Genomic DNA, 14,099 nt, shown 5'->3' with positions numbered 1-14,099 from the left:
GGAACAGCCGGCTGGTGGCTATTTTCGCCGATCCTGGGGTGTCGACGCCAATGGGGTGCCAGGCCAGACTGCAGTTGTCGCCAGCCAGTACGCCTCCATCGTGCGCGATCAGGTCAAGCGCTACGACATGACCAAGATGATGAGCAATCCGGACATCGCCGAAAAGATAGACGGCGCGGTCACACAGAACGTGAGTGCGTTGCTCAAGCAACAAGGCCTGCCGATCCAGATCCAGAACATCACGCTTGGCCGTGCGCGTCCCAATCCGGATGTGTTGCAGCAGATGAATCTCACCGCTGCGCAGCAGCAGCGAGTCAAAACCTTGGTCGAGGCGACGACTGCAGAACGGCAGCGCGAGCAGGAACAGGTCGCCAAGGCGGATGCCGACAACGCCTACCGCAATCGCATGGGGCTGACGCCTGAGCAGGACCTCGCCAGCCAGATCGCCGAGCTCAATGCAGAGGCCTGCAAAAAGGCGCAGGCGTGTTACATGGTGCCGTCCGGCACATCTGTGATTGCTAAATAGCGTGCGGTATTGATAGACGGCAAGCCAACGCGCTTGTTGACTTGCTGTGTGTCTTCGATATTCAACAGCGCATGGCTTGGTGCGTTTGCCCAAGCCACCAAGGCTGCTCACGCACTTTCCAAATCGGGTGAGCTAGGGTTGCTTCTTACTGTTGTTGTGGGAGAAGACACCATGGGCCTGTTGGTCGACGGCAAATGGCAAGACGGTTGGTACGACACCGACAAGAGCGAGGGGCGTTTCGAACGGTCGCAGTCGCGATTTCGTAACTGGGTGACACGCGATGGCAGTGCGGGTCCGCACGGCGAGGGCGGCTTTCAGGCCGCTCCTGGGCGCTACCACCTGTATGTGTCGCTGGCCTGCCCTTGGGCGCATCGCACGCTGATCTTTCGTCGCCTGAAAGGCCTGGAGGCGATGATCGACGTCTCCGTGGTGCATTGGCTGATGGGCAAGCACGGCTGGACCTTCGCGCAGGGCCCGGGTGTGGTGGGCGATGCGATTCATCATGCGCAGCATCTGTACGAGGTCTACCTCAACGCCGATCCTCACTACTCAGGGCGCGTGACCGTGCCGGTGCTGTGGGACCGCGAGCGCAATATGGTGGTCAGTAACGAGTCGGCCGACATCATCCGCATGTTCAACAGCGCGTTCGACGAGGTTGGCGCTGCAGACGGCGATTTCTACCCCGAGCCGTTGCGCGAGCAGATCGATGCGGTCAATGCGCGTGTCTACGACACCGTCAACAATGGCGTGTACAAGGCGGGCTTTGCGACCACGCAAGCTGCGTACGAAGAGGCGGTGGTGCCGCTGTTCGAGACATTGGATTGGCTTGAGACGCGTTTGAGCCAGCAACGCTATCTGTGCGGCGACCAACTTACCGAAGCAGACTGGCGCCTGTTCACCACGCTGGTGCGTTTCGATGCGGTGTATGTGGGGCATTTCAAATGCAATCTACGGCGCATTGCCGACTATCCGCAGTTGTCCGGCTTTCTGCGCGAGCTGTACCAGCTACCCGGTATCGCCGACACGGTCGACTTCCAGCACATCAAGAATCACTATTACCAGAGCCACGACATGATCAATCCCACCGGCATCGTTCCGGTGGGGCCGGTGCTGGATCTGGATGCGCCGCATGGGCGCGGTAGCTGATGTATCTCCCGGCCTCGCGCCGCCGCGCTCAGGCACGCCACCGCGTTGACCGAAGCGCGATTGCGGCAACCGTATGTACTGCCAAATGCTCAGCGTTTGGCAGCGCTACGCATGATCAGCGTTGCCGCACCCACCGAGATGGCATCTTCCACCACGCCGGTGCTGGTCTGGCCATAGCGTTCGATTGCGCGCATGCGTGCGTTGAAGGTGAGATAGGCCGCAGCGACGGCAGTGGCGGCACCGAGCAGTGCGGCGATGCCGCGTTGCTCGCGTGGTGCCAGCGCTGTGCCGACGATCACGCCGGTGGCGATGCGGGCAACCATGCCGGGCAGCACGATGCGGTCTGGTGCGGTCTTCATCTTGTCGCCGGCCAGCTCACCACCGGCGAGCGCGAGCATGCCGGCCGATGCGAGCGGATTGGCAAGCAGCTTCGGTGCGCCGTTGTCGGCGGGGAGGTTGCCAGTGCGGGCCGCATTGGCGACCGCCGCCAGCGGGGTCATCGAGCGCATGCCTGCAACCGCGGCCATCAGGATCGAATGAATCAGGGACATGTGGACCTCTGCAGTGATGCGTCTCAGTCGATGCAGGTTGGGATCCTGCAGCCAGCGCTGACGTGGGTGGGAGCGCAAAGCCTAGGACGTCACATGTGTGCGAGATGGCAAGGTGGTGCCCACAATGTGCAGGCACCTGGGCAGGGCATGCAGTGCCGGCCTTGGCGTCACGCGATGTGTGGGCGACCGCGGACGCTTCAGACTGCGCGATCAGACCGATAGGGACACGCCCGGGTCTTGAGTCTCTTGGCGGTGACCGGAACTGACGGCGGCCGTACCGTCAGTCGATGAGCAAGGCGGCGTGGTGGGTGCGTTCTGCGCTTACGGCTGCTTTGCAAGCTTGCCCGCACGCCAGGCCATCCACAGGACCGTGACGCCCACGGCAAGGCAGACCAGCACGCCCGGCAGCGATGCTTCCGGGCCGAAGGGGCCGCCGGTGAGCCATTCGGCGATGCCGGGGCGAGCGGTGCTACGGGCAATCGCCGGACCCATGTCGGTCCCTGACACGGCTGCACCGAAGACATAGCCCTGGGTGAAATTCCAGGCGATATGCACGCCGATCGACATCCAGACCCGGCCGGTCAAGGCGTAGAACGCGCCCAGCAGGATGCCGGCTTCCAGCGCGATGCAGATCGCAGCAAAGACCGTGGCGTGCGGATTGGCGATATGGCCGAAGCCGAACAGCGCCGCAGACGCGGCGAAGGCGATCCAGGGACCGAACGCACGCCAGACCAGGCGCAGGAAAATGGCGCGGAACATCAACTCTTCGATCACGCCCGCCTGCAAGGCCTTGCGGACTGCCGTCCATGCCGGCGCCATGCCCAGTGCCTGGATGTCGTACAGCCCGAACACCGCCATGATGCCCATGACCGTAGCGAACATGGCCGCACCGATCAGCAGACCGATGATCAGCTGGGGCAGCATCGGTCGCACGGCCAGCTCGCTGGCGCGCCGCCCTTCGGTCAGGCGCACTGCAAGCACATAGACACCCAGCCCGACCGCGATACCGACAAGGCTGGCGAGCAGTTGCAGGGGGCCGGAGTCCTTGGGGAACAGACCGCCGACGAACCTGCCGGCCATGGGCGCCAATGTGGCAACCACGACAAGCAACACCACTGCCCAGCCGATCGCGCGGAGCCAACGCAGGCGCCCGGGGTGCAGAAAATTGCGATCACCCAGTTCGATCTGGTGCGTCGTGGGTCCGTTCCCGATGAAGGAACGTCCGGTAACCGGTTGCAGTGGTGCGTGCATGTACGACTCCATATGGTGTGGTTGCTAGAGAGTGGGTGGGCGATGCAGGGCGGCGGCTGCCGCGGCGCCCGGTTTCAGGTGGGTGAGACGCTGTCATGCAACAGATGCTTCAGCCCATGCGTGATGCCGCGCGGCGCAACGCTCAGGTGATCTTCGTCGTTGAGCACCTCCAGCTCGATCTGCAAGGATGCATAGCCGCGTGCGCGCAAGCGCCGCACCATCGCCTGGGCATCGGTGACCATATCGTAGTTCTGGTGGTAACGCCGTTGTTCGTACTCGCCCACATACAGATAGACCTGCGCGGGGAGATCCTTGCGCTTGGCTGCGGATGCGGCTTCCAGCGCCGTCATCGCATGCTTGCCGTACCAATAGGACGGGCTGCCGAGGAGGTAGCCGGAAAACATCTCGGGCGATTGGAGCAGGATCTGCGTGCCCAGCAAGCCGCCGTAAGAGTGGCCGTAATACAGGCGCTTGTGCTCGTCGGTGCGATAGCGTTTGGCAACGAACGGCAGTACGTGATCACGCAGGTAGGCGATGTAGGAGGTGCTTTTGCCATGTGTCGCAGAGGGTGGAGCGCCTTCACCATCCTCGGGTGTGGGCGTGTAATCGCGCCGGCGGCTGGGCATCGGCTCATCGCCCACCGCGTAGGACAGCCCAACCAGAATGAAATCTTCGATCGCCGGGCCTTCGCCATTCAAGCGGCGTGCGATCTGTCGCACTACCGGAAACGCGTAGTCGCCGTCGGTCGCGTAAAGCACTGGATAGCGACGGCCCGGGTTGTCCGCATAGCCGCGTGGCAGCGCGACGAACACTTGGTAATTGCGTCCGGAGGCAGGATCCGGGACATCCCAGACCTGACTGTCGACCATTTCATACGGCTTGCCTTCACCACGTTGCCCGCCTGGAATCGCGGCTGTTGCAGCTGCTGCGGGAGCCGGTTTTGGTCGCTGCTCCACAACCTTGGCCGGCGGCGTCTGCGGTGCATCGGTGCAGCCAATGAACAATAAGGCGAACAGCCCTGTCAGCAGTAACTTACTCAACGTGGTCTCCTGGCCGCACTTGGCCGTCTTGCAGGCGGCCAACGTAAGTCAGCGCGGACGCGCTTGCCATGTCGTTGGGATTGGTGCCGGGCAAGCCCTGCGGAACCGCCATGCCTTTGCTGCGATAGAAATCCGTCCAATACGGTGAAATCTTGCCGGTTTGCAGGTTCTTGAAGTTCATCGGCTGCAGTGCAAAGACGTGATGTGCGCGGAACGCGCGTTCGATGAAGTCCGAGCAGTAGTAGCTATTGTCGTCCTGCACGTAGGTTTCGTTGTATGGCTTGCCGAGCATGCGCCGTGCCCGGGCGATGGCGTCGGGGATCGCAGCGCGATAGGGCTCGGTGAGCCGATACACGCTGATCTGCCGATGCTTGGCGTTGGCCTCGTCCACGAAGTCGCTCAGTGCTTGCTGCCGCGAGCCCTTGTCGTCGGCATGCAGCACCACGTGCGTGTCGCCTTGATGGGCGACCAGTGCCACGTGATCGAAGCTGGGTGCGTGCTGCTTGGCAGTGGCATCTTCGATGGCGCCGCTCAGGCCGGTGCGGGCTGCGGTGACGAACAACAGATCGCCATCCTGTAGCTGCACTGCGATGGAGGTTGCGGGCAGCAGTGCCAGTGCAAGCATGACAAGCAGGAAGAGGATGCGCATGGGCGGCCGGCAGGTGGTGCAAGGGGCGACCATTATCGCCAAGAACGGCGACGCGCTGCCGATGCGGTAAGCGCTCTGTAGAATGCAACTGCCAGCGGGCGCCGCCGCCGCCATCGCGTCGCGGCAATCCTTGTCCGTCTGGAGTCTTGCATGCGTGCTTCTTCTGCGTTGTCGCCGATGGGTCGGCTGTTTGCCGTGGCTGCGTTCTTCGAGGGGCTGACCTGGGCCGGGTTGCTGCTCGGCATGTTGCTCAAGTACGGCACCCACACCACCGAGGTTGTGGTGTGGCTGTTCGGGCGCCTGCATGGCGCCGCGTTCCTGTTCTATGTGGCGGTCAGCGTACTTGCCGCGTTGCGTTTGCGCTGGCCTTGGTGGGCCTGGGCGCTGAGCTTGTTGGCCGCGTTGCCGCCGTTGGTGACGGTGCCGTTGGAGATGTGGTTTCGGCGTATCGGCTTGTTGGGTCAACGCACACGCCGCGGTGGCTGAGCGCATCAAGGCAAGCTAGGCACTGCGGGGAATGCCGTGTGTGGTATGCGGCATGCCGCTGCGCAACGCACCCGATGTCACGCCAGACCATGGACTCCGCAAACTGCCTTTGCCACCATAGGCCGACCAAGGAAGAAGCGGAGTGCAGCAATGCGTTATTGGACGATGGTGGCGACTGCCGCGCTGGCAGGCCTGATGGCGGTGCCGTTGCACGCGCAAACCCCGCAGGAACCGCTGGATCTGACGCCGTATCTCAGGAACGACCAGTTCGAGCGCATCAAGATTTCGCCCTCGGGTGCGTATTACGCCATCACCATGCCGTTGGAAGATCGCACCGTGTTGGGTGTGGTGCGGCGCGAAGACAAGGTGGCCACGGCCAAGGTGACCGGCGGCGCCAATAGCGTGGTGGACGATTTCTGGTGGGCCAACGACGACCGCATTGTGGTGTCGATGGCGCAGCGGCTGGGCTCGCGCGATGAGCCGATGGCCATCGGCCAATTGCATGCGATCGATGCCGATGGCAAGAACGGGCGGCTCTTGGCCAGCCCCTACGGCACCAACGATGAGATCAACGGTGCGCAGTTGAAGATGGAGCTGGATCCGGGCACTTTCATGCTGGACACCTTGCCGGGCGATCCACGCAATATCCTGGTGTCGTCGATTCCGTTCGTCGGCGACCCGAACATCCGCATCGACAAGCTGGACATCTACACGCGCCGGCGCAGCACGGTGGCCACTTCACCGGTGCGCCGCGCCAGCTTTGTCACCGACCGGCAGGGGCGCATCCGGTTTGCGCACGGGGCGGATGTGGAAAACGCCAGCAAGCTGTATTACCGCGACAACGACCAAGCGCCGTGGAAGTTGATCAACGACTCGGCCACCAGCCACCATCGCGAATTTCCGCTTGGCTTTTCTGCCGATGGCACGCAGGCCTATCTGGAAGTGGAGCAGGCCACCGGCACCGACGTGGTGGTGGCGTGGGACCCGGCTACCGGCAAGTCGACGCCGCTGTTGCACGACGACACCGTCGACCCCTACCGGATCCTGCAGGATCTGGACGGCACCACGCCGATCGGTGTGAGCTACATGAGCGATCGGGTACGCAACCGCTTCTTCGATGAGAAAGCGCCGACTGCGCGGTTGTATCGCAGTCTGGAAAAAGCCTTTGGCGACAATGCGGTGTACATCACCTCGGCCACCAGCGATGGCCGCTTCGTGCTCGCCTATGTGTGGAGCGATCGCAATAACGGCGACTACTATCTGTTCGATACGGCGAGCAAGCGTGCGGACCGTGTGTTCAGCCGCCGCGAATGGTTTCCGCCCGATGGCGTGCCGGCCAGCAAACAGGTGAGTTTCAAGGCGCGCGATGGCCTGCAGCTGCATGGCTATCTGACCCAGCCGTTGAACGCCGAGCCCGGCAAGCCGTTGCCGCTGATCGTGATGCCGCATGGTGGGCCGTTCGGTATCTTCGACAAGTGGGCGTTCGATGACGAGACCCAGCTGCTGGCTGCGGCCGGCTATGCGGTGCTGCGCGTCAACTATCGCGGTTCGGCCAATTACGGGCGTGCGTTCACGCAGGCCGGCGCCAAGGAATGGGGCGGGCGCATGCAGGACGACCTCACCGACGCCACGCATTGGGCGATCACGCAGGGCGTGGCCGATGCATCGCGCATCTGCATGTACGGCGCCAGCTATGGCGGCTATGCGGCGTTGATGGGCGTGGCCAGGGAGCCAGGCTTGTACCGCTGCGCTGCCGGCTACGTCGGCGTGTACGACCTGGACATCCTGGCGCGCGACAATTCCAGTCGCGCGCGCTGGGCCAAGAACTGGACCGGCGATTGGCTGGGCGCACGCGAGACCTTGGCGGCACGCTCGCCGGTGACCCTGGCGCGCCAGATCAAGGTGCCGGTGTTTCTGGCCGCAGGCGGCAAGGACGAGCGCGCGCCGGTGGCGCATACCGAACGCATGGAGCGCGCATTGAAAGTGGCCGGTGTGCCGGTGGAGTCCCTGTATTTTCCCAACGAAGGCCATGGCTTCTATACCGAAGCGCATCGGCGTGAGTACTACACGCGCTTGCTGGCGTTCTTGAACAAGCAATTGGGCGGCCGCACGGCGAAGTAAGCGCTTGGTGGTTGCATCCGGTTTTGTCCGGATGCAACGTGTGGCCGAGCAGCGTAGTGGTGGTGTGGTGGTGCGGGATGTTCAGGCGCCGGACAACGCTATGCCGGGTTGGCAATGTCGCCTGATATGCCTTGCGTATTTATCGGTAAGGCATCGCGGCCAGGGCCGCTCCTACGCGACAGGGTGCCTGCGTCAGCGTGCGCAGGTCGCCGGCGCCTGGTGCGGCGCCGGCGACCGTGCTGCCTGTGCGCCGCTCAGTTCTTGGGCATCGGCTTCATCTGATACGCCGCCGGCGGCGTGGCGCCGAGCAGGTACTGCACGAAATAATCCCAGCGGCGGCGTGTGACATACGGGGTGAGATCGCCATAGCCATGTTTGGCGTCGGGCAGCATCAGCATGTCGAAGTTCTTGTTGGCCTTGATCAGCGCATCGGCCACCAGCAAGGTGAGATACGGCGGCACGTTGTCGTCCAGGGTGCCGTGCACCAGCATCAGCCGGCCCTTGAGATTGGCGGCGCGGCCGGCGTTGGCCTGGTCCTCGTAGTTGGACGTGCCATCCTTGTTGACGATGTGTTCGCCGTGATACTTCTCGGCCCAGTCGTCTTCGTAGCCGCGGTTGTCGTGGTTGCCGCTCTCCGACCAGGCCACCTTGAACAGGTGCGGGTAGCGCAGCATCGCGGCGGTGGAGGCGTTGCCGCCGCCGGAGTGGCCCCAGATGCCGATGCGGCTGGTATCGAACCAGGTATAGCGCTGGCCTAGTTCTTTGATCGTGGCCACCTGGTCGGGCAAGGTGTTGTCGCCCATGTTGGCGTACCAGGTGTCGTGGAAGGTCTTGCTACGCCACGGCGTGCCCATGCCGTCGATGGCGATCACGATGAAGCCCAGCTCCGCCAACGATTGATTGTCGCCGTGGCCGGCAAGGAAACTGCGGCCACGTACCGAGCCGGTCTGCGGGCCGGGATAGATGTAATCGATCACCGGGTATTTGCGCGCCGGGTCGAAGTTGCTGGGCTTGAACATCAGCCCGTACAACGTGGTCTTGCCGTCGCGCGCCTTGACCGTGATCGGCTCCGGCGGCACCCAGCCGGCGGCCTTGAGGCGGGTGATGTCAGCAGTGGCGATCGTGCTGACAGTGCGTCCGTCGCCGGCATTGCGCAACAGCGTGACCGGCGGGGTGACTGAGGTGGAATAGGTATCGACGAAGCGTGCGCCATCGGGCGACAACGCAATGCTGTGATCGGCCACTTCGGGTGTGAGCAGCACCGGCTCACCACCGTCCAGGCTCACCTTCCACAGCTGCTGGTAGTACGGGTCCACGCCCGGCGTGCGGCCCACACCGACGAACCACGCGGTGCGCGTCACCGGGTCCACGCGCAACAACTCGGTGACGTTGCCTTCGCCGGTGGTGATCGCGCGCTTGGGTTTACCGGTGCCCAGATCGTAGAGATACAGCTGGCCCCAATCGCTGCGTTCGGAGAACCATATCGCCTCATTGCTGCCGGGCAGGTACGTCCAGTTGGCGGCGACCTGGCCGCTTTCGTAATAGGTCTTGGCGGTTTCGTCGAAGGCGGTGCGCACTTCGCCAGTGGCGACATCGGCGATGCGCAACCAGGTCTGCTTGTGGAAGCGCGAGGTGGACGCGAAGGCCAGCGTCTTGCCGTCCGGCGCCCACTTCACATCGTCCCACAGGCCCGGCGAGCAGCTCACGTCGTCGCACAGGGTGGAGCGGTGCTGATCCGGAGGCAGTTTCAGCCGCAGCACGCTGCGCGTGGGCACATCGATGACCACGCGCTCGATCATGGTCACGTCCTTGTCGCCGGCCAGCGGGTATTTCCACGACTGCAGTTCCGGATGCCCGAGCTTGGTGCTGACCAGATACATGTCGCCGGTCTTGCGCTGGTCCTGCTGGAAGGTGGCGATCTTGCGCGAGTCCGGCGACCAGGCAACGATGGCGTTGTCGCTGTGCTGCCAGCCGGCGTTGTCGGTGGCGTAGCCGAAATTCTCCACACCATCGCGGGTGAGCTGGGTTTCCTGGCCGCTGGCCAGATCGCGTACCCACAGGTTCCAGTTGCGGATGAAGGCTTCGCTGCGCTTGTCCGGCGACGGCACGCCCGGCTCTGCCTTGTCCTTCGCATAGAGCTTGCTGCAGCGCGCACGCGTGTCGCAGACCACGGCGGTATCGCGGACGTTGAGGCGGTAGCGGCCATCGGCGGTGCGCTTGACCACCGGTGCGAACGTGTCGGCCTTGAGCGGTTTGTCGCCGGTCTTGAGCAGCGTATTGAGCGAGCCGATCAGCGTGGACTGCTTGAACAGCGGCGCGGTCTTGCCGGTGGCGGTATCCAGCTGCAGCAGCCGGTTGCCGGTGGCATCGTGATCGACATAGACCACATGCGTGGCGTCCAGCCAGTCGATGCGCGTGGCGGCATGGTCGACCAGCGGCTGCGCCAGATAACTGGTGAGGCGCTCGGCGCGAGCGTAGTCGGCCTCGGTCACGCTGGGGACCTGCGCGCTGGCCAGCGCGGGCAGCGCGGCCAGCGCCAGGGCGGTGAGCAGGTGGCGCATCGGCAACGGTGTGAGCATGTGGACCTCGTCGGAAGGGGCGCGCGTCGATGCGGTCGACGCAGCACCCTGATGCTACCTGGGCCGGCGGTGCGTGTGCCTCTGCCATAGGTCGTGCCATGGCCGTAGACCAAGCCGTTGCGACAGGCGCAACGTGCGCCGACATACAGGGTGTGCCGCGCGCGAGGGCGTGCGGCTACTTGCCCATGCAGCGTTTCCAACGCTCGTTCACCCGCTGCGCGAACCAGGCGGTGGTGAGCGTGCGGGTGATCTTCGGGCTTTCCAGGGTGATACCCGGCAATACGGCGCGCGGCAACGGTTTGCCGGTGCTGCGCTCGGCCAGCGCGAACACCTGGCGATACAGGTCGGTGTCCTCGAAATCGGCCGTATCGCCGGCTTCCAGCGCACGGCGGAGTTGCCGGTCGCTCATCGCCAGCTGGCTGCCCAGGGCGCGCGCGGCGCGTTCGGTGCCGCCGGGAGCCTCCAGGCTGGCGCCGGGTGTGAGCAGATCGCCGTCCAGCGCGAGCGCGATGCCGCTGGCCTTGCTCAGTGCGGCCTGGAAGGCGGCATTGCGGCTGGCGTACCAACCGGCGTTGAAATCGGCGAAGCGGTACAGCAGCGCGTCGTAACTGGCCGGATACCCGAGCAGATGTCTGGTGCCGAACCACAGCCCGCCGCGACGGCTGAAGACTTCATGGCGCATCGAGTCGCCCGGTGGATACGGGTAGCGCTCGGCATGCTGCTCGGCAAACGCGATGCTCACCTGCATCGGCCCGGCGGTGTGCACCGGATTGAGCCCGTCGAACAGGCGCGCGCCCAACGGCACGCTGCCGGTGAAATCCTCGAAGATCTTGCTCAACTCCTGCTCGGTGCGCGCGCTCGCAATGCGCGTGGCATAGCTGCGGCCATCGTGGGAGTCGATGCGCAGGGCGGCGTCGACCATGAAGCCGGGAATGTGGTGCGCACTGGCGCGGCGGTCGATCTCTGCGCGTGAAATCTTGCCCAGGTTGGGAACGACAGGGTTGGCCTGATAGGTCGACTCCTGCTCGGTCACCGCCAGCACCGCGCAGATGTGCTCGGGGCTGGTGTCCAGCGCCTGCGAGGACAGCGCCACGTACACATCGTTGGCCCAGCCGGCGCGATCGGTGAGGGTGGCCGGCAGGCGCCGGGCGATATCGGCCTTGACCGCATCCGGAGAGCGCTGCGGCGCACGCGGGGCCTGGGTGGCGCAGGCCGCCAGCAAGGCGACGGCAAGCAACGTGAGCAGGCGGGGCAAGCAGGATGTCACGGCGTCTCCAGATCTCGGGCGGCGGCTGCCGTGCGGCAGTTTACGTCGCTGCCGGACAGGTGCCAGCACACACCGGCACACACCGGCACACACGGGATGCCTGCAGCTCGCTGCGTCGGTCGCTCCGATTCAAGCCAGGTGCGATCAGGCCGATAACGAGCTCGATCAGGAACGTCGCGATCACGGTGCCTGGCATGCCTGCCGGTCATCATTGCAGAGGTTGCTGCATCGATGTCGCGTTCAAGCAGACGCCGACCTCGCCCAATTCCACCGCTGTCCACCCATGGGAGTGCCTGAAATGCCGCAGCAACCAGCAAGCCCGGTTCGGGTCGGAGGTGACGCCGTGGTCACGGTCCCGGCGCGTTGTGCCTTGTCGCCTTCATGAGTCGCCGATGAGCCTCCTTGCGGCACGCTGGCAACGGGTCTTCGCGGGGATCGCATTACTGCTGAGCAGCGCGGTGGTGTGGGCGCAGCCGCAGCCGTGGAAGGCGATCGAATCGGCCGCAATCGACGACCCCAAGGCCGCGTTGCAGACCGCACAGACCTTTTTGCAGCAGGCGCGCAGCGATGGCGACGCCGACGCGCAATTCTGGGCCTTGCTGGCACAGGCGCGCATCCTGATCTCGCTGGAAGACAACGATCATCGCCAGCTGGTGCTCAGCCAGGCGCGCACCGTGTTGGAGCAATTGCATGGCAACGCCGCGCAGGCGCAGCTGTGGCTGGATACCGTGCAGGCACTGAGCGATGTGCGCGAGAATCCCAACCGCGGCATGGTGACGCGTCTGGAAGACCTGCGTCAGCGGGCGCGGGCATTGGGTCGCAACGATCTGCTGTGCGAAGTGGAAGCGGTCGACATGTGGAGCATGCCGGCCTCCAGCAGCAGCGATGAGGCATGGAAGGCGGCGCAGGCCAGCTACCAGTGTGCGGTGCGCGAGCACACCTTGAGCCTGGAGCTGGACGCGTTGACCCAGCTGGGGTCGCTGGCCAGCCGTGTCGGCGGGCGCATGGCAGAAGACAGCGAAGCCGAAGATTATCTGCAGCATGCCCTGACGCGCCTGCACGGCCAGCCGGCACGCTTCCAGCGCAGCCTGATCGAATACGAGTACGGCACGTCGCTGGCCGCGCAGCAACCCGAGGCCGCCTTGCTGCACTTCAAGCGCGCGCTGGCGCTCAGCCGTGAGCTCGGCGATCAGGCCGGCGTGGCCGCAGCACTGACCAGCGCCAGCGAAGCGCTGAGCGAAACCGGCGATGCGAATGCGGCATTGGCAATGGCACGCGAGGCGCTGCCACTGATGCAGAAACAAGGCAACGTTGGCCGTATCGCCGCGTGTCATGCGGTGTTGCTGCAGGCATTGACGGTGTTGAAGGCAGACAGTCTGGGGGCCGAGATCGTCGCGGCCAGGGCGGCGGACGACCCGAACCTGACCTTGAGCCGGCGTGCGCAACTGCTCGATGCCATTGCCCAGGCGCTGGCAGCGCAAGGCCGCCATGCCGAGGCATACCAGGAACTGCAACGCGCCAACACGCTGCGCGCGCAAAGCCTGGACCGCCAACGCGTCACCGTGATGCTGCGCTTGCAGGCGCGCGACGAAGATGCCCGCCGTGGCGCCGAAACCGCCGAGCTGCGCCGCCGCAGCGAGACCGCGCAACTGGCCTTGCAGGCGCGCGAAGCCGGCCAACGCACGCTATGGATCGCGCTGTGTGCGGCCTGCCTGCTGTTGCTGGGCGCCTTGGTGGTGCTGGCCTTCGGTGCGCGCCATCGCCGTCAGCTGTCGCGGCTGGCGATGCGCGACGAACTCACCGGCCTGCCCAATCGCCGCGCCATTCGCTCCGAGGCGCAACAGCAGATCGAGCAAGCGTTGCGCTCGCAGATCCCGTGCATGCTGGCGTTGATCGATCTGGATCACTTCAAGCTGATCAACGATGTGCACGGCCACGCCACCGGCGATGCGGTGCTCAAGGCGCTCGCCAGCGCCTCGAAGCTGGCCTTGCGCACGCAGGATCGCCTGGGCCGCCTGGGCGGCGAAGAATTCCTGCTGGTATTGCCGGGCTGCAACGCGGAAGAAATTCCTGCGCTGTTTGCGCGCCTGCGCAGCGCCGTGGCGGCCATCCAGATTCCCGGCCTGCCGGCAGACCAGCCGGTGCGGTTCTGCATGGGCGCGGTCAGCGTTACCGCCGCCACCGGCCTGGACGTGCTGCTGAGCCAGGCCGATCTTGCGTTGTATGCAGCCAAGACTGCAGGGCGCGATCAATGGGCGGTGTGCTGAACGTGCGTGCGTCGATCGCGTATTTGCGGATCGCGTTCTTTAAATCGCTGGGGTCTGCAGTCGCGCTGCAGCATCGAGCAACGATGCCGCTCTAAGCCGCATGACGTTTTTCATCGCAGTGCGTTGTGCATCTGCGTGTGAGTTGACCAGTGCAGTGAAGTGAAGCGAGAAGGCTCGATCGCGCCTTGCGGACCACGTATCACGGTCCGCAAGGCG

The 14,099-nt window shown here is 64.6% G+C and carries 10 protein-coding genes and 1 pseudogene; 5 read left to right on the top strand and 6 right to left on the bottom strand.

The features are described from left to right. Nucleotides 1-76 precede the first annotated feature (76 nt). Both XcyCFBP4188_RS16535 and XcyCFBP4188_RS16530 read left to right on the top strand, forming a co-directional pair. Nucleotides 77-526 (top strand): annotated as a pseudogene (locus XcyCFBP4188_RS16535) (SPFH domain-containing protein); the annotation flags it as partial. 171 nt (nucleotides 527-697) lie between these two features. Continuing rightward, nucleotides 698-1,672 carry a glutathione S-transferase family protein gene (locus XcyCFBP4188_RS16530; RefSeq protein WP_006452328.1) on the top strand — a complete coding sequence of 325 codons (975 nt, stop codon included), beginning with the start codon at nucleotides 698-700 and terminating at the stop codon, nucleotides 1,670-1,672. Nucleotides 1,673-1,761: 89 nt separating this feature from the next. Here XcyCFBP4188_RS16530 and XcyCFBP4188_RS16525 read toward each other — a convergent pair whose 3' ends face one another. From XcyCFBP4188_RS16525 to XcyCFBP4188_RS16510, 4 genes are all read right to left on the bottom strand, one after another. Then, entirely contained in the window at nucleotides 1,762-2,223 is a 462-nt protein-coding gene (locus XcyCFBP4188_RS16525) for a DUF4126 family protein (protein ID WP_006452327.1), read from the bottom strand. A 321-nt stretch (nucleotides 2,224-2,544) separates the two neighbouring features. Further along, a complete protein-coding gene (locus XcyCFBP4188_RS16520; protein ID WP_104592457.1) occupies nucleotides 2,545-3,486 on the bottom strand; it encodes a CPBP family intramembrane glutamic endopeptidase in 942 nt (313 codons plus the stop codon). Nucleotides 3,487-3,548: 62 nt separating this feature from the next. Then, nucleotides 3,549-4,514, bottom strand: coding sequence for an alpha/beta hydrolase (locus XcyCFBP4188_RS16515; RefSeq protein WP_046933713.1), 966 nt, complete (start codon nucleotides 4,512-4,514; stop codon nucleotides 3,549-3,551). Beyond that, nucleotides 4,507-5,163, bottom strand: coding sequence for a YiiX/YebB-like N1pC/P60 family cysteine hydrolase (locus XcyCFBP4188_RS16510; RefSeq protein WP_043910437.1), 657 nt, complete (start codon nucleotides 5,161-5,163; stop codon nucleotides 4,507-4,509). The genes XcyCFBP4188_RS16515 and XcyCFBP4188_RS16510 overlap by 8 nt, the downstream gene beginning before the upstream one ends. Before the next feature lie 150 nt (nucleotides 5,164-5,313). Here XcyCFBP4188_RS16510 and XcyCFBP4188_RS16505 point away from each other — a divergent pair, with 150 nt between their 5' ends. Beyond that, the gene (locus XcyCFBP4188_RS16505; RefSeq protein WP_043910434.1) at nucleotides 5,314-5,649 is read left to right on the top strand and encodes a DUF3817 domain-containing protein; all 336 of its coding nucleotides are present in this window, start codon (nucleotides 5,314-5,316) and stop codon (nucleotides 5,647-5,649) included. A 150-nt stretch (nucleotides 5,650-5,799) separates the two neighbouring features. Beyond that, nucleotides 5,800-7,770, top strand: a complete 1,971-nt coding sequence (locus XcyCFBP4188_RS16500; protein ID WP_233397329.1) for an alpha/beta hydrolase family protein — start codon at nucleotides 5,800-5,802, stop codon at nucleotides 7,768-7,770. 254 nt (nucleotides 7,771-8,024) lie between these two features. On the opposite strand, the gene XcyCFBP4188_RS16495 is transcribed toward XcyCFBP4188_RS16500, so the two are convergent. Together XcyCFBP4188_RS16495 and XcyCFBP4188_RS16490 are read right to left on the bottom strand one after the other, a co-directional pair. After that, nucleotides 8,025-10,349 carry a S9 family peptidase gene (locus tag XcyCFBP4188_RS16495; protein WP_104592456.1) on the bottom strand — a complete coding sequence of 775 codons (2,325 nt, stop codon included), beginning with the start codon at nucleotides 10,347-10,349 and terminating at the stop codon, nucleotides 8,025-8,027. A gap of 175 nt (nucleotides 10,350-10,524) precedes the next feature. Next, nucleotides 10,525-11,616: a DUF1615 domain-containing protein gene (locus tag XcyCFBP4188_RS16490; protein ID WP_104592455.1), complete on the bottom strand. Its 1,092-nt coding sequence runs from the start codon at nucleotides 11,614-11,616 to the stop codon at nucleotides 10,525-10,527. Between the two features lie 392 nt (nucleotides 11,617-12,008). Between XcyCFBP4188_RS16490 and XcyCFBP4188_RS16485 the strand changes: the two genes are divergently transcribed. Then, nucleotides 12,009-13,883, top strand: a complete 1,875-nt coding sequence (locus XcyCFBP4188_RS16485) for a GGDEF domain-containing protein (protein WP_104592454.1) — start codon at nucleotides 12,009-12,011, stop codon at nucleotides 13,881-13,883. Nucleotides 13,884-14,099 lie beyond the last annotated feature (216 nt).

The organism is Xanthomonas hortorum pv. cynarae (assembly GCF_002939985.1).
Classification (GTDB): domain Bacteria; phylum Pseudomonadota; class Gammaproteobacteria; order Xanthomonadales; family Xanthomonadaceae; genus Xanthomonas; species Xanthomonas hortorum_D.
The sequence above is the reverse complement of the archived record's forward strand: the minus strand, read 5'-3'. Positions and strand labels throughout refer to the sequence as shown.